This is a genomic window from Aquitalea sp. ASV15, from assembly GCF_016429115.1.
Lineage (GTDB): Bacteria > Pseudomonadota > Gammaproteobacteria > Burkholderiales > Chromobacteriaceae > Aquitalea > Aquitalea magnusonii.
In genome coordinates this window covers 45,030-63,314 of record NZ_JAELTZ010000018.1, presented here as the reverse complement: position 1 = coordinate 63,314, position 18,285 = coordinate 45,030, and the positions used below count along the sequence as shown (strand labels likewise).

Sequence of the window (18,285 nt, the reverse complement as noted above, 5' to 3'; positions counted from 1 at the left end):
CATGCAACTGCAAGGTAACTGGAACTATCCGACCAGCATCCGCTTTGGCGCAGGCCGCGCCAGCGAGCTGCCCGCGCTGTGCCAGCAACTGGGCATGCGCCGCCCGCTGCTGGTCACCGACCCTGGTCTCGCCCGGCTGCCACTGGTGGCCCGACTGCTCGACTATCTGGCATCCGCCGGCATGGACGCCCATGTATTCAGCGATATGCGCCCCAATCCGGTAGGCCGTGATGTCTATGCCGGGGTCAATGCCTACAAGGAGGGCAAGCACGATGGTGTGATCGCGGTAGGGGGCGGCAGCGCACTGGATGTGGGCAAGGCCATTGCGCTGATGGTGGGGCAGGACCGTCCGCTATGGGATTTTGAGGACGTGGGCGATAACTGGCTGCGGGTGAATGTGGCCGGCGTGGCGCCCACCATTGCCGTGCCGACCACCTCCGGCACCGGCTCGGAAGTGGGCCGTGCCTCGCTGATCATTGATGAAGAAGACCACCGCAAGGTCATCATCTTCCACCCGTCCATGCTGCCCAGACTGGTGCTGGCCGACCCGGAACTCACCGCCGGCCTGCCCCCGCAGCTGACCGCCGCCACCGGCATTGATGCGCTGGTGCACAATCTGGAAGCCTATTGCTCGCCCACCTACCACCCGCTGGCGCAGGGCGTGGCACTGGAAGGCATGAAACTGGTACACGACTGGCTGCCCACCGCCTATGCCGATGGCAGCCATATCGAAGCCCGCTCGCACATGCTGGCCGCCTCCATCATGGGCGCCACCGCCTTCCAGAAGGGACTGGGCGGGGTACATGCCCTGGCGCATCCCATCGGGGCGGTGTTCGACACCCACCACGGCCTGGCCAATGCCATCCTGCTGCCCTATGTGCTGGTGCGCAATCGTCCGGCCATTGCCGACAAACTGGCCGCCGCAGCCCGCTATATCGGCCTGGCCGACAGCAGTTTTGATGGTTTCCTGGCCTGGATACTGCAGCTGCGCAGCGACCTGGGCATCCCGCACAGCCTGGGGCAGATCAATATTCCGGCAGAACAGGCCAGCGAGATCGGCCGCATGGCCAAGGCCGACCCCAGCGATGGTGGCAATCCGCTGCCGCTGAGTGCCAGCGACTACAGCGCCATCTATCTGGCTGCCGTGCAAGGCCAGCTGCCATGAAGCCCCCGCTCATCGGCCTGACCACCTACCCCGCCGGCCAGGGCCATGGCTATCACACCCCGGTGGACTACGTGCATGCGGTGGTTCGCGCGGGCGGGGCGCCGGTACTGCTGCCGCCCGTGGGCGCTGCCGCCATCGACAGCTGGCTGGATGCGCTGGACGGCGTGGTGCTGATAGGCGGCGGCGATATCGACCCGGAACTGTTCGACGGCGGCGATCACCCCACCATTTACAACCTCAGTCCGGAGCGTGACCACACCGAAACCGCGCTGGCCCGCGCCCTGCTGCAACGCAAGCTGCCGACACTGGCCATCTGCCGTGGCTTGCAGATTCTCAATACCGTACTGGGCGGGACACTGCACCTGCATTTGCCGGATGTGGTGGGCGAGGCGGTGGAACATCGGGTGGCACCGCGCGACCCCACGCTGCACCGGGTCAGGGTGGCGGCCGACTCCTGCCTGGCCGGGCTGCTGGGCAGCACCGAAGTGGCCACCAAGTCCTGGCACCACCAGGCCATCGACCAGCCGGGCCAGGGCGTGCAGGCCGTGGCCTGGGCTGCCGATGGCGTGATCGAGGCCATCGAGGTGGCAGGGTTTCCGCAATTGATTGCCGTGCAGTGGCATCCGGAATTATCTGCACGGGAAGACAGCAGCCAGCAAGGGCTGTTTGATGAGCTGGTCCGCATGAGCAGCAAACGCAGTCACTAAAGCCGACAGCAAGAGCGGCAGGTATTGCCGCGCATTCCCGGCAACACGGGCGCGCAGGGCGCCGCGCAACAGACACGGACAGAAGGCAGATGGGTATGGCTCTTGCCGCCACGGCAAGGCCGGACGCAGGCCGCGCTGTTGCCCGCCGTCTGCCGTGGGCGCAGCAAAGGGTGAAGTCTCAGCACAGTGCATTTCCATACAGTGTAGGTCAACACATGCAAGAGGATCATCATGAACCGAGATCAGCACGGCTCCGCACCACAGGGTGAGGACGAGAAACTGTTACACAGCATGGGTTACGCTCAGGAGCTTTCCAGGCGCATGAGCGGCTTTTCCAACTTTGCCATTTCCTTTTCCATCATCTGCATACTGGCTGGCGGCATCACCGCCTTTCCCGCCGGCATCAGCGCTGGCGGCGGCGCCTCCATCGGCATAGGCTGGCCGGTGGGTGCGCTGTTTGCCAGCATCGTGGCCGCGGCCATGGCCCAGATCGCCTCGGCCTACCCCACCGCCGGCGGGCTCTATCACTGGTCGTCCATTCTGGGGGGCAAGGGATTGGGCTGGGTAACCGCCTGGATCAATCTGCTGGGGCTGATCTTCGTGGTGGCCTCGGTCAATTTCGGCGTGTACGACCCCTTTTTCAAAACCCTGATCGCCCCCCTGCTGGGCATCAATCCCGACCATCTCACCTGGACCGAGCAGACGCTGTTCCTGACCGGCATCACGCTAAGCCAGGCCTGGCTGAATCACCTGGGCATCAAGCTCACCACCCGGCTGACCGACATGTCCGGCTATCTGATCTTTGCCATCGCCCTGCTGCTGACGGTTTCACTGCTGGCCTATGCACCGGGCCCGCTGGATTTCTCGCGCCTGTTCACCTTTACCAACTTCAGCGGAGCCGACGGCGGCACCTGGCCCAAGACCGACAGCAGCCTGATGCTCTTCCTGTCCGGCCTGCTGCTGACCGTCTACACCCTTACCGGCTACGACGCTTCGGCGCATACCTCGGAAGAAACCCACCAGGCCGCGCACAATGTGCCCAAGGGCATCATCCGCTCGGTGCTGTGGTCGGCCCTGTTCGGCTACATCCTGATCTGCACCTTTGTGCTGGTGCTGCCAAACATGCAGGCCGGGGTCAAAGCCGGCATGGGCTTCTTCGATCTGCTGCTCAGCAGCCTGCCACCGGCACTGAAAGCGCTATTGGGGATCGGCATTTTCCTGGTCAATTATCTGTGCGGCCTGGCCTGCCTGACCTCCACCTCGCGCATGATGTATGCCTTTGCCCGTGATGGCGGCCTGCCCTTCTCCCACCAGTTGAAACAGGTCCATCCCGTACACCGCACACCGGGCCTGGCCATCTGGGTCAGCGCCATCCTGGCCATTGTCGCCACTCTGTATGGCGATGCCTTTACCGTGCTGTCGGCCGGCTCTGCGGTATTCCTGTACATTTCCTACATCCTGCCCACCACGGCCGGCCTGTTTGCCGAAGGCAAGAGCTGGACCCACAAAGGCCCTTTCAGCCTGGGTGCCGCCTCCAAGCCGATTGCCCTGCTGGCCACCATTGGCGGCGCCATCCTGGCCTTTGTCGGCGTACAGCCACCCAATGAGAAGGTGCTCTACCTCACCATTGCCCTGCTGCTGGTCTTGCTGTTCATCTGGTTTGTGCTGGGGGTGCGCAAGCAGTTCAAGGGGCCACCGGTCGGCGAGCGTATCCAGAAACATCAGGCGCATATTCGTGAAATTGAAAACGCGCTGGACAAGACCGCCTGAGCCGGCGATCACCCAGAACGACGGCCATGCCCGGCATGGCCGTTTTCATTGGGATGGACTGCGGTGAAATCACCTGGCCACGGCGAAGCAAACGGCTTGCCCGCTGCCAGAAAATACTGAATGATGCTGTCTGGGTTAATTTGAGAACATCGCCATGATCGTCACCCCGGAACAACTGGCGGCCTTTACCGCCGCCGCCATGCTGATCACCCTTTCCCCCGGCCCGGATAATCTGATGGTGCTGAGCCTGGGCATTGCCAAAGGCCGTCGCCAGGGCATGGCCTTTGGCCTGGGCTGCGCCCTGGGTTGCCTGACGCATACCGTGCTGGCTGCCATCGGCGTCAGCGCGCTGATCGCCGCCTCGCCCCTCGCCTTCGGCCTGCTGAAAATTGCTGGCGGCGCGTATCTGGTGTATCTGGGCTGGCATGCCATCCGCAGCCGCGGCAGCCGGCTGCAGGCAGCGGATGGTGCGGCAGATGGCACACCGCTGGCGGCGCACTTTCGCAAAGGCCTGCTGGCCAATGCCATCAACCCCAAGGTGGTGCTGTTTTTCCTGGCCTTCCTGCCGCAGTTCGTCAATCCGGCACAGGGCCACAGCGGCTGGCAGATCGCCATTCTGGGCCTGATCTTTACCGCGCAGGCTGCGCTGCTGTTTGGCAGCCTGGGCTACTTTGCCGGAGCCATCGGCAGCTGGCTTAACCGCACGCCCAAGGCCAGCCAGTGGCTGGACCGTATTGCCGGCGGCGTCTTCATCGCACTGGGCCTGCGGCTGATGCTGGCACCGACGCACTAAGCGGGCGCCTGACCGGCACCATGCAAAACGGGTTGGCCATGGCCAACCCGTTGCTGTTTTTCCCTGCCGGCTTATTTCAGAACCAGGAATTCCACCAGCACGTTCTTGAAGATAAAGCCGAACACACCGAAACCCAGCACCAGAAACAGGATGGCCGTCCCCATCTTGCCGGCCTGCGATTTCTTGCCAAGGTCCCAGATGATGAAACCCATGAAAATGATCAGCCCTGACAGACATACGGCCATGGAAATATCGGTAAATTGATCTTCAGACACCCAGACATTCCTTCATTGTTGCGGCTGCGCGGTGCAGCCGGCGCTTGAATCGCCGCGGCAGTGACCGGGCCATCCCGGACGAAGCCACTACGATACGCCGCATCCCCTGGCAGCTCAACTTTTACACACAGGCCAGCAACTGCTGCCAACGAAAAAGCCGCCCGCAGGCGGCTTTTTCAGCAGGCGGACAATCAGCCGCGCTTGAGTTTGGCGTTGGCAGCAATGCGCATGCGCAGGGCATTGAGGCGGATGAAGCCAGCCGCGTCGGCATGGTTGTAAGCGCCGCCGTCTTCGTCGAAGGTGGCGATGTTCGGGTCGAACAGCGAGTCGGTCTTGGATTCGCGGCCCACCACGATGACATTGCCCTTGTACAGCTTCAGGCGTACCCAGCCGTTGACGGTGGCTTGCGAAGCGTCGATCAGGCCTTGCAGCATCTGACGCTCCGGGCTCCACCAGTAGCCGGTGTAGATCAGCTTGGCGTACTTGGGCATCAGCTCATCCTTCAGGTGGGCCACTTCGCGGTCCAGCGTGATGGATTCGATGGCGCGATGGCCCTTGAGCATGATGGTGCCGCCCGGGGTTTCGTAGCAGCCGCGGGACTTCATGCCCACGTAACGGTTTTCCACGATGTCCAGACGACCGATGCCGTGCTTGCCGCCCAGACGGTTCAGCTCGGTCAGCACCTGGGCCGGGGTCATGGCCACGCCATTGATGGCGGTGATGTCGCCCTTTTCGTAGCTCAGCTCGATGTATTCGGCCTGGTCCGGCGCATTTTCCGGGCTGACCGTCCACAGCCACATATCTTCTTCCGGCTCGGCCGCCGGATTTTCCAGCACGGTGCCTTCGTAGGAGATGTGCAGCAGGTTGGCATCCATGGAGTACGGGCTGCCACCGTTCTTTTTCTTGCTGATGTCGATACCGTGCTTTTCAGCGTAGGCCAGCAGCTTTTCACGGGACAGCAGGTCCCATTCGCGCCACGGTGCAATCACCTTGACGTCCGGCTTCAGGGCGTAATAGCCCAGCTCGAAACGCACCTGGTCGTTACCCTTGCCGGTGGCACCGTGCGATACCGCATCGCCGCCCACGGCGTTGGCGATTTCGATCTGGCGCTTGGAGATCAGCGGACGGGCGATGGAGGTACCCAGCAGGTACTCACCTTCGTAGATGGCGTTGGCACGGAACATCGGGTAAACGTAGTCGCGCACGAATTCTTCGCGCAGGTCTTCGATAAAGATGTTTTCCGGCTTGATACCCAGCGCGATGGCTTTCTTGCGGGCCGGTTCCACTTCCTCACCCTGGCCGATATCGGCGGTGAAGGTGACCACTTCACAGTGATAAACGTCTTGCAGCCATTTCAGGATGACGGAGGTATCCAGGCCACCGGAGTAGGCCAGCACTACTTTTTTGATGTCAGACATGATGCGTTTTCTTTCCAGCGAATCTAGTGGGTTGTCCTGCAGCTTCAGTCGTATTGATGACCAAGCAGCAGATATTCGATCAGGGCTTTCTGGGCATGCATGCGGTTTTCCGCCTCGTCCCATACCACGCTTTGCGGGCCGTCGATGACCTCGGCGGTCACTTCCTCGCCACGGTGGGCCGGCAGGCAGTGCATGAACAATGCATCCGGCTTGGCATGCTTCATCAGCTCGGCATTCACCTGATAGCTGGCGAATGCTTCCAGACGGGCAGCACTCTCTGCCTCGTAGCCCATGCTGGTGAACACGTCGGTGGTCACCAGGTCGGCGCCTTCCACCGCCTTGACGGCACTGTGGGTGGGTTCGAAATGTTCGGGACCATAATGCTCGCCATCCAGCACGGTCAGCTCATAGCCTACCGGCGTGGCCACCTTCAGCTTGAAACCAAGAATCTTGGCCGCCTGCAGCCAGGTGCGACAGACATTGTTGCCGTCACCAATCCAGGCCACGGTCTTGCCCTTGATCGAGCCACGATGCTCGATGAAGGTGAAGATGTCGGCCAGGATCTGGCAAGGGTGGTATTCATTGGTCAGGCCGTTGATGACCGGCACCTTGGAATGCGCGGCCAGACGCTCTACCAGCGATTGCTCGAAGGTGCGGATCATGATGATGTCGCTCATCCGCGACAGCACCCGTGCCGTGTCTTCGATCGGCTCGCCGCGCCCCAGCTGCGAGGTCTTGGTGTCCAGGAACATGGCATGGCCACCCAGCTGGGCCATGCCGGCTTCAAAGGAGACCCGGGTACGGGTGGAATTCTTCTCGAAGATCATGGACATTACGCGGCCAAGCAGCGGCTGATACAGCTGTTTTTCGCTGTGTCGTCGCTTCAGTACCTTGGCACGCTCGAAGATGTGGCGATACTCCTCGTGGTTCAGGTCGCTGAATTGCAGGTAATGTCCTACTGGCTTCATGGGTAAGATTTCCAAAAAAAAAGGCCATCACGCATAGAACACGGTGTGTGTCTTCATGCGCAATGGCACATTACTACACGCTGGTCTCAAGTCAGTTAACTGGTGTCGCAATCCCGTAGCAAACGGATGCAAAATTTACATATTTGCGACAATTGTTATATTTATCGGAATTTGGCCGTTCTGACAAGCTCTCAGCTGAACAACAATCTGTCAGGCAAATGCGATAACTCCCTATCTTTCAGCACTCTGACATACATTTCCCCACCATCTTCCGCCAATCCATGCGTTTCTATGGACTTTTGTGTCTTTTGCAGACGCGCCAGGTATGACAGGATACTGTCGTCAATCAGCTGCCCCGGCACCAGCACCGGGATGCCGGGCGGGTAAGGCACGATCTGGTCGCAGCACACCCGGCCATTCAGCTCGGCGTTGGGGCGGCCATCATCATCCAGCAAGGGGAGCCGTTCGCCTGCCTCATAGAAGGCATCACGCGGCAGGCAGGCCAGCCGGGAAAAACGCGGGATTTCCGGCATGCGCCCCAGCGCACGCGGCGGCCGTTTCTCCTTGGCCAGGCGCAAGAGTGCATCGTACAGCCGCGACACCTTGCTGCGCGTGGTGCCCATGGTCAACAACAAGGTAATGGTGCTGAAGGTCGACTTTTCCACCTGGATGTTATAGCGCTCGAACAGCGCGTGTTGCAGCTCGTCGGTGGTAAAGCCGGACTGGGTGATGTCGACGGTCAGCTTGGTGGGGTCCAGCCGGATGCCATCCTCACGGATATCCTCTGGCAACAGGTCTTCCAGCTCCAGTACGCGGAAAGCGCCGGTGGAGTTGATCTTGTCGCGCAATTCCTCGGCCAGTTTCAGGGTACGGTCGAGCAAGCGATAGCCTTCGGTCACCGCCTGCTTGCGCGCCACATCCAGGCTGGCAATCAGGTTGTATTGCGGGCTGGTGGAGGTGTGCATATTGAAGTTTTCCCGGAACAGATGCTCGTCAAAACCGGGATCATTCACATGAATCATGCTGGCCTGCGAGAAGGCCGACAGAATCTTGTGCGTGCTTTGCGTGACATAGTCGGCACCGGACTCCAGCGCCGTCGGGCGGAATGCCGGATGGAAGCGGGCAAAGCCATACCAGGCTTCATCCACGATTACCTTGATGCCCTTCTCGTGCGCGGCCTCGATGATGGGCACCAGGTCGTAGCGCAGACCATCATAGGTGCAGGATGTCAGGATCAGCACCCGCGCATCCGGATTGGCCTCGATGGCGGCAAAAATGGTGGCCTTGGGGACCGGCCCGAAAATGCCGTACTGGCGATTGATGGAGGAGTCCAGATACACCGGCAAGGCACCGGACAAAATCACCCCATGATGGACTGATTTGTGACAATTGCGATCCAGCAGCAGCTTGTCGCCCGGCGCCAGCAAGGTCTGGAAAATCACCTTGTTGGAGGTGGAGGTGCCATTGGTGGCGAAATAGGTTTTGCGCGCACCAAAAGCCTTGGCAGCCAGTTTTTGCGACTCGGCAATCACCCCTGTCGGGTGCAGCAGCGAATCCAGCATCGGCACCGAAACCGACAAGTCAGCACGCAGCATGTTCTCGCCGACAAAATCGTAAAAATCCCCTACCCACGGACTGCCCTTGAGCGAATCGCCACCGGCATGGCCCGGCGTGTGCCAGGAATCCTTGGCCATGCGCACATACTGTTTGAGCTTGTCGTAAAACGGCGTGGCCGATTTTTCCGCCAGTTCGGCAGTCAGGATGCGGAACCAGCCGTTGTAATCGGTTTCGTCCCGGTAAAAATAACCATCCACCGCATGACTGGCCAGACTCTCCACCAGCACTCTTTCATCGTCATCCACCAGCAATACATAGAGCGACAGCTCGGGACGAAAGTCGCTGATCTGGTTGGCCAGCTGGACCGCAGCCTGACTGATGCCCTTTTCCTGCAACTGCTTGTCCACCAGCACGGCCTGGATATCGCCATCGCGGCGTATCACATCCATGGCCTCCTTCAGGCGCGCCGCGCCGACAAAGGTCAAACCGTAGGGATTCTCCAGACGCACGGCCACGGCCCCCAGCCCGGCCAGCACATCGGCCTGCCACTTTGCATCATCGCTTACCACCAGAACGCGGCTAACGGGTGTCATGAACTGATTTCTCCTGTGTGTAGAACGCTGCGTACTTTATTGTCTGTCTGTCCATGCGTACGCGTTGAGAGCCGGCACGGCCAATCTGTCACCATCCGTTTCCCCGGATTTGCGGCGATGCTGGCTGGCTCTCTGGCTGAATTGTTTTTTGGCTATCGTATCCACAAGCTGAGCAGCGCGTCATTTTGCAAAGCAGCATTTGCGCACAGACGAAAAATCGTGACGCTTTAGCCGCAAGCACGGCACTGGCTTGCGGTACAATCGCGCCATGCTGAACGATGCTGAAAAAGACGCCATCCGCGATCACTACCGCACCATTGCCGACAACCTGCCCGGCTTCCGACCACGCGCGGCCCAGCGCCGCATGCTGGCGGAAATCGCCAATGCCTTGTCGCGCAGCCTGGACAAACAGGGTGATGCCTACCCCAATCGTGAAGGCGAAAGCATCGCCGTGATCGAAGGCCCGACCGGTGTCGGCAAAAGCCTGGCCTACCTGCTGGCCGGCGGCGTGATGGCGCGCTCGCGCGGCAAGAAGCTGGTGGTGACCAGCGCCACCGTCGCCCTGCAGGAGCAACTGGTCAATCGCGACCTGCCCTTCGTGGTGGAAAACAGCGGCCTGCCGCTGACCTTTGCCCTGGCCAAGGGCCGTGGCCGTTATCTGTGCCCGCAACGCATCTACGCCCTCACCGCAGAAAACGCCCAGGGGCAACTGCTGGCACCCGACCCCATGCTGGCACTGTGGGACCGCAAGCCGCAGGCCGGAGAAATCGAAGCCCTGCGCAGCATGGCGGACGAGTTTTACTACCGCCGCTGGAATGGTGATCGCGACACCTGGAAAGACATCATCGAAGACAGCCTGTGGAGCCGCGTCACCAACGACCGCCACGGCTGCCTGAAAGCCGCCTGCCCCAATCGACCGGAATGTCCGTTCTACCTGGCACGCGACACCCTGGAAACCGTCGACGTCATCGTGGCCAACCACGACCTGATGCTGGCCGATGTCTCCATGGGTGGCGGCGTCATCCTGCCGGCGCCGGAAGACAGCTATTACTGCATTGACGAGGCACACCATCTGGCCAAAAAAGCCATCAACCAGTTCTCGGCCGAACACTCGCTGGCGCAGGCCATGGGCTGGCTGGACAAGGTTGCGCCTACGGCCGCCCGCGTGGAAACCCTGACTGGGAAGGTGGAAATCACCACCCAGGCCATGGATGCCGCCAGCGCTTGCATGGAAACGCTCAATGAATGGCTATGGCTGCTCAGTGGAGAAGAAGCCCTCAGCGCCAGCAGCGAAAACATGGAACCCACCTGGCTGATGGACGATGGTCAGCTGCCGGAACGCCTGCAAGAACCCGCCCGCAATATGGCGCTTGCCGCCCGCGCCATCTTCAAGCATCTGGCGGCACTGAACGATGCCCTGACCGAAGCGCGCAAGGAAAAAGGCAGCGACACCACCCAGATTGACAAGGCGGCAGCTGACATCGGCTTTCTCAATGGCCGCGCCGAGCAATTGATGGCGGTGTGGGATTTGTTCGAGAAAGAAACCGACGAAGCCTCCCCCCCCATCGCCAAATGGATTACCCGGCGCACCGAGGGCAAGGGCGACTATCTGTTCTCCGCCTCGCCGGTCAGTGCCGCCGCCAGTCTGGCGGCCACCCTGTGGCGTCGTGCGGCGGGCGCCGTACTGACTTCCGCCACGCTGCGTTCGCTGGGTGCTTTTGATTTGCTGCTGTCGCAAACCGGGCTCAAGTGGCTGCCACAAGTCAGTTGCGTGGCGCTGGACTCACCATTCAATTTCACCGAGCAGGGTGAACTCTATTTGCCGCCCATGCTGGCCAGCCCGAAAGACCCGCAAGGCCATACCCGTGAAATCGTCGAGTGGCTGCCCAAGCTGGTCGATACCGGCGAAGCGGTCGGCACCCTGGTGCTGTTTTCCTCGCGCAAGCAAATGCAGGATGTTGCTGCAGCACTGCCGGAAACCCTGCGCAGCCAATTACTGATCCAGGGGGAAATTCCCAAATCCGTCTTGCTGGAAACCCATCACAGCAGGCTGCAGCAAGGTCAGGCCAGCGTGATTTTCGGCCTGGACTCCTTCTCGGAAGGTCTGGACCTGCCAGGTGAAAGCTGCGTGCACGTCATCATTGCCAAGCTGCCCTTCGCCATGCCGGACGACCCGGTGGGCAAGACCCTGTCGCGCTGGATTGAAAAGCGTGGCGGCAATCCCTTTGTGGAACTCACCGTGCCGGAGGCCTCCATCAAGCTGATCCAGGCCGTGGGCCGACTGATCCGCACCGAGCGCGACTATGGTCGCGTCACCATTCTGGACAACCGCCTGCTGAAACAAAGTTACGGAAAAAAACTACTTGCCTCGCTACCGCCATTCAAGCGCATTTGATTTTCGGGTAAAATTGCGGGTAAACCCGCTATTGCCCTGCATCAAAGACAGTCCAAAACAACAACACTGTCTTTGCTATAGATAAATACAGAGACCACACCTTAAAAGCACACTCCGGTTCATCACCATGATCTGTAATCCATATGAAGTAGTCATCCAGGGGCTGACCTCCGAAGGTCGCACTTTCCGTCCCAGCGACTGGGCAGAACGCCTGGCAGGCATTCTGGCCTCCTTTGGCGGCGACCAGAAGCTGTCCTACCACGCCTATGTTCGCCCCATGCTGCTGGAAGGCGTGCGCTGCGTCGCCGTCGACAAAAAGCTGCAAAAGATCGATCCGCAGGTTTTTCAGTTCCTGATGGACTTTGCCAAAGACAATGACTTGCGCATTGTTGATTGTCGGACACTAATCGACGAGGTTTATCCGAACAAGTTTTTAGCGTAAAAACAACACATCGCTTTTTTCCCGCAGAGCTTTGCATCTTTTCTGCAACATCCGCGTCACATTTTGTGGTTAAACTTCGACAGTACTGATGTGCTGGACGGCTCAAGCATAGAGTTTCGCCACAACCAGTACGCATAACGAAACACAAAACCCCTGATGGAGCACTGATGATGCAAAAGAAAAGCCTAGCCGCACTGGTTGCAACCCTGTTCGCCGTTCCGTTCGCCGCTCACGCCGATGTAACCATCTACGGTTTCATCAGCAGCAGCATTGAGTCCACCAAAGCCACCGGCACCAGCGTTGCCAATGGTGACTACAAATCCCGTACCCGTGTCGTCGATGACAACTCCCGCATCGGCTTCAAGGGTTTTGAAGACCTGGGCAATGGCACCAAGGCCGTATGGCAGGTTGAGCAAAGCCTGAAATATTTCGAACAAGGCGGCACCAACGATGTTGGCCAAACTGCTACCTTCGCTACCCGTAACTCCTTTGTTGGCCTGGACAACTCCAGCGCCGGCAAAGTGATCGTTGGCTACAACGACTCTGTTTACAAGTCCATGACCAACATCGGTCTGAACCTGTTTGGCGATACCACCGCTGAAAACAACGGCTCCAGCCAGGTTTACAGCCGCGGTGAAGCTCGTCTGAAGAACTCGGTACACTACTTCTCGCCGAACTGGTCCGGCTTCCAGATTGGTGGCTCCTATGGTGTGGATGAAAGCCGCACCTCCAGTGGCAGCAACGGTAGCACCAACGCTTCCCACCTGTCTCTGGCAGCCAACTACACCAACGGTGGCCTGCAAGTAGCCGCCGGCTGGGATCGCACCAATGACACCGGCCTTAACGGCGCATTCAAGAGCTCCGCTTATGGCACCAGCGCCTGGTCCGGTGCCAGCCTGACTTACACCAAGCTCGCCGCTAGCTACAAATTCAACACCGGTACCTTTGTAGGCGCTGGCTACGAATTTGGCCGCTTTGATGCAGCTGCGGCTGGCACAAGCTCCTTGAAGCAAGATGACTGGACTCTGTCCGTTGGCCAGGACATTGGTGCCGCCACCCTGAAGCTGGAATACAGCTCGCTGGGCCGCCTGAAGGGGGCTACCGCTGGTACCGAAGACAACTACAAGGCTCACCAGTGGGCTCTGGGCGCAGACTACAACCTGTCCAAGACCACCAAGCTGTTCGGCTACTACACCAAGATCACCAACAAGAGCGCACAAGCTGCCAACTTTGCCAACACTCCGGTCTACAACACTGTTGACACCACCAAGAATACTGGCGTGTTGAATGCTGGCAACGACCCGCAAGCCTTCGGTGTTGGTCTGAAAGTTGCGTTCTAAGCTGCACAGCGCTTAGCAACAAACTGTAAAACGGGCATCCACATGGATGCCCGTTTTTTCATCATTTGCTAGAATGGAATATTGCCGCACACACCAAGACCACCACAATGAGCGTTGAACTGAAAACAGCCGCAGATATCGAGAAAATGCGTATCGCCGGCAAGCTGGCCTCCGAAGTACTCGACTACATCACCCCCTTTGTCAAACCGGGCGTGACCACCGAAGCCATCGACAAGCTGTGTCATGACTACATGGTCAATGTGCAAGGCTGCATTCCGGCCCCGCTGAACTACGCCCCGGATGGCCACAACCCCTACCCCAAGTCCATCTGCACCTCGATCAACAGCGTGGTGTGTCATGGCATCCCCAATGACAAGCCGCTGAAAAACGGCGACATCATGAATATCGACATCACCGTGATCAAGGATGGCTACCACGGCGACACCAGCCGCATGTTCTTTGTCGGCGAAGTCAGCGAACATGCCCGTCGCCTGTGCAAGATCACCTACGAATGCATGTGGCGCGGTATTGAAAAGGTCAAGCCGGGCGCCACGCTGGGCGATATCGGCTACGCCGTCCAACAATACGCGGAAAGCAACGGCTATAGCGTGGTGCAGGAATTCTGCGGCCATGGCATTGGCAAACGCTTCCACGAAGAACCGCAGGTGTTGCACTACGGTCGCCCGGGCACCGGACTGGAACTGCAAGCTGGCATGATTTTCACCATCGAGCCCATGATCAATCAGGGCAAGCGTCACCTGCGCATGATGGCCGACGGCTGGACCGTGGCCACCAAGGACCGCAGTCTGTCTGCACAATGGGAGCACACCATTCTGGTGACCGAAACCGGCTATGAAGTTCTGACCCAGTCAGCCGGCACCCCGGCCAAACCAGCCAGCCGCTGAGTTTTGTTAGCAATACCACAGTAAACACCCGCTGATAGCGGGTGTTTTTCATGTAAATACTGGTTAAGGCCAGCAACAGGGCCTATAGTAACTGCATGATCCGACAGCAATTCAAGCGAGCTCGACATGCTTACCATCGGTAGCAATCTCTCTGCACTCAATGCACAGACTCAACTGGACAAATCGCACAAGAAGACAGAACAGACGCTGGCTGAACTGTCTTCCGGCACCCAGCTGAGCAGTGCCGCCGTCAATGCAGCCAATACCGCCCTGTCACAATCACTGGAAGCACAAGTACGCGGAGACAACCAGGCCAGCAACAATGCGCTGGATGGCATTTCCCTGGTGCAGACTGCGGACGGTGCACTAAGCCAGCTACAGGACAATAGCCAGCAATTGCAGGATCTGGCGATTCAGGCCGGTGACGCTGCCCTGAGCAGCAGCAATCGTCAATCCTTGCAACAACAGGCCGATCAACTGACCCAGAGCAACTCGGCCATCATCCAGAACACCCAGTACAACGGCACCCCCTTGCTGAGCAGTAATAATGCCCTGCAATTCCAGATTGGCCCTGATGGCAACAGCAGCAACCAGATCAGCGTAAACACCACAGACCTGAGCGCCAGCCCCGCCAGTGGCGGTCTGCACAGCTACAATGCCAATCTGAATGCCACCGGCACCATCGACCTTTCAAGCCCGGCCAGCGCCTTGGCCGCGCAGAGTCATATCCAGACGGATCTGAATACCATCAGCAGCTCACGCACCCAGCTTGGGGCAAGCAGCAACCAGTTCACCGCAGCCATCAATAATCTGCAGAACTCCGCGCTGAATGCGCAGGCCGCCAACAGTCGCATCAGCGATACCGACTATGCCGCCGCAACGGCACAACTGGTGCAGCAACAGTTACTTGGCCAGGCTGCGCTGGCCATCCAGGGGCAGGCCAATATCTCGCAGCGCAGTGCGCTCAGCCTGCTCGGCTAAGTCAGGCAACTTTATCGCGCGGCAGCACTCCAAGTTTCAGCAAACAACCGGTAGCAAGGCTAACCGACCCGCACAGGATGACCTCTGTCATCCTGTGTTTTTTATTGATGAACAAGGAGTAAAACCATGCCGACCCAACCGGCCATTATCGTTTCCAGCCTGGACTATGAAAGGCTGGCCGCCTGGATGGAGCGACTTCCCGCACAGGACAAGGCAACCCTGGCGGCACTGGAAGCAGAACTGGAACGCGCAGAGGTGGTAGAGCCGGAAAACATCCCGGCCGGCATCATCACCATGAACAGCACGGCACGGGTGCGCATCGAACAAAGCGGCGAAGAAAAACTGCTGACGCTGGTCTACCCCAATCAGGCGGATGGCACTGCTGGCCACGTATCGGTACTGGCCCCGGTCGGCGCGGCCCTGCTAGGTCTGGCAGAAGGCCAGAGCATAGACTGGCCCACACTGGCAGGCCAGACCAGGCTGACGGTGCTGGAAGTGACCTACCAGCCGGAAGCGGCCGGCGATCTGCATCGCTAATCAAAAACAGCCAGTCAAAAGACTGGCTGTTTTCATGTCGGCAGAACCGGCTTACCAGCAGCGCTGAATCATCTGCGCCAGCTTGATCAGCTTACCGTGAAAGAAATGTCCGGCTCCCGGAAACACCAGCACCGGCAAATCCTGCGGCCTAGCCCAGTCCAACACGGCCGACAGCGGGATGACCTCATCCTCCTCACCATGAATGACCAGGGTGTCATTCGGCACGGCCGGCGTGGGAATGGCATACTTGCCCACGGCAACACCCATCAGCAGCAGCTTGTCGGCCTCGATCACGGCGCGGACTCTGGCCGCCACAAAACCACCAAACGAGAAGCCGGCCAAGGCCAGCGGCAAATCACCCTGCTGCGCCCGCGCATGCGCCACCACGGCCAGTACATCATCCACCTCACCCAGGCCATGGTCATGCTGGCCTTCGCTGGCCCCTACACCACGCAGGTTGGGGCAATAGCAGACGTAGCCCAGCTGGGATAGCGCCTTGGCAGCGGTTTGCACCACCTTGTTGGTATTGGTGCCACCTTGCAGCGGGTTGGGATGGCAGATCACCGCAATGCCATTGGCCTGGCCTGACGGCGACACCACGATGGTTTCCAGCGCACCGGCAGGCCCGGCGATGAGCAGCTTGTTTTGCGCCTTCAGCATCAGACTTTCAGCCTTTCCACAATGCGTCCCGCCACCATATGCTCATCGATGATTTCGTCGATATCCTCGCGGTCGACAAAGGTGTACCAGGTCTCTTGCGGGTAGACCACCATGACCGGCCCTTGATCACAGCGCCCCAAGCAGCCCGCCTTGTTGACACGGATCTTGCCGTCGCCAGCCAGGCCCAGCGCCTTGATCCGGTCTTTCATATAGGTCAGCAACTCGCTGGAGCCGTGATTATTGCAACAATCCTCACCCGCAGCGCGCTGATTGCAGCAGACAAAAACATGCTTGTCGAAAAAACTCATGCGTTTCCTTTCCCTGGCAGGCCAGACAGCAGCGGGCACAGCACGCTGCCACCGCTCCGCTTAACCATCACTATCCGCCCAGCCACTGATACCCAGCGTGGCGGCATTTTCAAACTTGGCATGCTTGCCGACAAAGGCCAGCCGCACGGCACCGGTGGGACCGTTACGATGCTTGCCGATAATTGCCTCGGCCATGCCTTTCACCTCGGCATTTTCCGGGTTGTAGTACTCTTCGCGGTACATGAAGATGATGATGTCAGCATCCTGCTCGATGGCACCGGATTCGCGCAGGTCGGACATCATCGGCCGCTTGTTGGGACGCTGCTCCACCGCCCGCGACAGCTGCGACAGCGCGATCACCGGCACTTGCAGCTCTTTGGCCAGACCTTTCAGGCCACGCGAAATTTCACCCAGCTCGGCCGTACGGTTGTCGCCACGCCCAGAGCCCGACATCAGCTGCAAATAGTCGATCACGATCAGACCGAGCTTGCCACCATGCTGGCGTGCCAGACGCCGCGCCCGTGCACGCAGCTCCAGCGCCGTCAATGCCGGGGTTTCGTCGATATACATCGGCGCCTCGGAGAGCTTGCCAATCGCGTAGGTGAGCTTTTGCCAGTCCTCGTCACCCAGCTTGCCGGTACGCAGCACGTGCTGATCCAGCCGCCCTACCGAGCCCAGCATACGCATCACCAGCTGTGCCCCGCCCATTTCCATGGAGAATACCGCCACGGGGGCCTTGTACTCGACCGCGACATGCTCGGCGATATTCATGGAGAAGGCGGTTTTACCCATGGACGGACGGCCGGCCACAATCACCAGATCTCCTGGCTGCAGGCCGGATGTCTTGGCATCCAGGTCGATAAAACCGGTGGGAATGCCGGTTACTTCGTCCGGATTGTCACGGCTGTACAGCATGTCGATGCGTTCGACCACTTCCTTCAGCAGGCCGGGCATTTCCAGAAAGCCCTGCTTGGACTTGGCGGTGGACTCGGCAATCTGGAACACCTTGCCCTCGGCTTCATCCAGCAACTGGGCCGCATCGCGCCCTTGCGGCGCATAGGCCGACTCGGCAATCTCCGCCCCAACCACCGCCAGCTGGCGCATGATGGAGCGCTCACGCACGATCTCGGCGTAGCGGCGGATATTGGCGGCCGACGGCGTATTCTGCGCCAGCGTGGCCAGATAAGACAGGCCCCCGATGTCGGCCAGCTCGGCATTCTTGTCCAGCACCTCGGACACCGTCACCACATCGGCCGGACGGCCCAATTCGATCAGACGGGCAATGTGCTTGAAAATCAGTTTGTGGTCATGCCGATAAAAATCGGCTTCCGATACCACATCGGCAATCTTGTCAAAGGCGCCGTTATCCAGCATCAGGCCACCTAGCACCGACTGCTCAGCTTCGGTCGAGTGCGGCGGGGTGCGCAGGGACGCCATGGCGCCGTCAAAATTTTCGTACTGTTCGGTCATG

The 18,285-nt window shown here is 59.6% G+C and carries 17 protein-coding genes; 10 read left to right on the top strand and 7 right to left on the bottom strand.

Features of this window, described 5'->3' with window-relative positions; genetic code table 11:
* Window position 1: 1 nt before the first annotated feature.
* The 4 genes from JHD64_RS10235 (at window position 2) to JHD64_RS10220 (ending at window position 4,435) form a co-directional block, all read left to right on the top strand.
* A complete protein-coding gene (locus JHD64_RS10235; protein WP_059287539.1) occupies window positions 2-1,165 on the top strand; it encodes an iron-containing alcohol dehydrogenase in 1,164 nt (387 codons plus the stop codon).
* Window positions 1,162-1,872: a gamma-glutamyl-gamma-aminobutyrate hydrolase family protein gene (locus JHD64_RS10230; protein ID WP_110313324.1), complete on the top strand. Its 711-nt coding sequence runs from the start codon at window positions 1,162-1,164 to the stop codon at window positions 1,870-1,872. The genes JHD64_RS10235 and JHD64_RS10230 overlap by 4 nt, the downstream gene beginning before the upstream one ends.
* A gap of 231 nt (window positions 1,873-2,103) precedes the next feature.
* The gene (locus JHD64_RS10225; RefSeq protein WP_199053175.1) at window positions 2,104-3,642 is read left to right on the top strand and encodes an amino acid permease; all 1,539 of its coding nucleotides are present in this window, start codon (window positions 2,104-2,106) and stop codon (window positions 3,640-3,642) included.
* A gap of 154 nt (window positions 3,643-3,796) precedes the next feature.
* The gene (locus tag JHD64_RS10220; protein WP_199053174.1) at window positions 3,797-4,435 is read left to right on the top strand and encodes a LysE family translocator; all 639 of its coding nucleotides are present in this window, start codon (window positions 3,797-3,799) and stop codon (window positions 4,433-4,435) included.
* Window positions 4,436-4,506: 71 nt separating this feature from the next.
* Here JHD64_RS10220 and JHD64_RS10215 read toward each other — a convergent pair whose 3' ends face one another.
* The 4 genes from JHD64_RS10215 to JHD64_RS10200 form a co-directional block, all read right to left on the bottom strand.
* Window positions 4,507-4,680, bottom strand: a complete 174-nt coding sequence (locus JHD64_RS10215; RefSeq protein ID WP_181836620.1) for a DUF2788 domain-containing protein — start codon at window positions 4,678-4,680, stop codon at window positions 4,507-4,509.
* A 221-nt stretch (window positions 4,681-4,901) separates the two neighbouring features.
* On the bottom strand, window positions 4,902-6,128 hold the full coding sequence (locus JHD64_RS10210) for an argininosuccinate synthase (protein WP_059285370.1): 1,227 nt from the start codon (window positions 6,126-6,128) through the stop codon (window positions 4,902-4,904).
* A gap of 44 nt (window positions 6,129-6,172) precedes the next feature.
* On the bottom strand, window positions 6,173-7,096 hold the full coding sequence (gene argF, locus JHD64_RS10205; RefSeq protein WP_110313326.1) for an ornithine carbamoyltransferase: 924 nt from the start codon (window positions 7,094-7,096) through the stop codon (window positions 6,173-6,175).
* A gap of 191 nt (window positions 7,097-7,287) precedes the next feature.
* A complete protein-coding gene (locus JHD64_RS10200) occupies window positions 7,288-9,246 on the bottom strand; it encodes an aminotransferase class I/II-fold pyridoxal phosphate-dependent enzyme (protein ID WP_059285372.1) in 1,959 nt (652 codons plus the stop codon).
* A 268-nt stretch (window positions 9,247-9,514) separates the two neighbouring features.
* Between JHD64_RS10200 and dinG the strand changes: the two genes are divergently transcribed.
* The 6 genes from dinG (at window position 9,515) to rnk (ending at window position 15,846) form a co-directional block, all read left to right on the top strand.
* Window positions 9,515-11,641 (top strand): ATP-dependent DNA helicase DinG, encoded by a 2,127-nt coding sequence (gene dinG / locus JHD64_RS10195; protein WP_199053173.1) that lies wholly within the window; start codon window positions 9,515-9,517, stop codon window positions 11,639-11,641.
* A gap of 127 nt (window positions 11,642-11,768) precedes the next feature.
* Window positions 11,769-12,083 carry a DUF3579 domain-containing protein gene (locus JHD64_RS10190; protein ID WP_059285374.1) on the top strand — a complete coding sequence of 105 codons (315 nt, stop codon included), beginning with the start codon at window positions 11,769-11,771 and terminating at the stop codon, window positions 12,081-12,083.
* Window positions 12,084-12,250: 167 nt separating this feature from the next.
* Entirely contained in the window at window positions 12,251-13,423 is a 1,173-nt protein-coding gene (locus JHD64_RS10185) for a porin (protein WP_233170425.1), read from the top strand.
* Between the two features lie 107 nt (window positions 13,424-13,530).
* Window positions 13,531-14,328, top strand: coding sequence for a type I methionyl aminopeptidase (gene map, locus JHD64_RS10180; protein WP_059285376.1), 798 nt, complete (start codon window positions 13,531-13,533; stop codon window positions 14,326-14,328).
* Between the two features lie 126 nt (window positions 14,329-14,454).
* On the top strand, window positions 14,455-15,309 hold the full coding sequence (locus tag JHD64_RS10175) for a flagellin (RefSeq protein ID WP_199053172.1): 855 nt from the start codon (window positions 14,455-14,457) through the stop codon (window positions 15,307-15,309).
* Between the two features lie 126 nt (window positions 15,310-15,435).
* Window positions 15,436-15,846 (top strand): nucleoside diphosphate kinase regulator, encoded by a 411-nt coding sequence (gene rnk, locus JHD64_RS10170; RefSeq protein WP_199053171.1) that lies wholly within the window; start codon window positions 15,436-15,438, stop codon window positions 15,844-15,846.
* Window positions 15,847-15,897: 51 nt separating this feature from the next.
* On the opposite strand, the gene JHD64_RS10165 is transcribed toward rnk, so the two are convergent.
* The 3 genes from JHD64_RS10165 to dnaB are packed head-to-tail and all read right to left on the bottom strand — an operon-like array spanning window position 15,898 to window position 18,284.
* A complete protein-coding gene (locus JHD64_RS10165) occupies window positions 15,898-16,506 on the bottom strand; it encodes an alpha/beta hydrolase (protein ID WP_199053170.1) in 609 nt (202 codons plus the stop codon).
* On the bottom strand, window positions 16,506-16,814 hold the full coding sequence (locus JHD64_RS10160; RefSeq protein WP_199053169.1) for a ferredoxin: 309 nt from the start codon (window positions 16,812-16,814) through the stop codon (window positions 16,506-16,508). The genes JHD64_RS10165 and JHD64_RS10160 overlap by 1 nt, the downstream gene beginning before the upstream one ends.
* A 60-nt stretch (window positions 16,815-16,874) precedes the next feature.
* A complete protein-coding gene (dnaB, locus tag JHD64_RS10155; protein ID WP_110313327.1) occupies window positions 16,875-18,284 on the bottom strand; it encodes a replicative DNA helicase in 1,410 nt (469 codons plus the stop codon).
* Between the last annotated feature and the right edge of the window lies 1 nt (window position 18,285).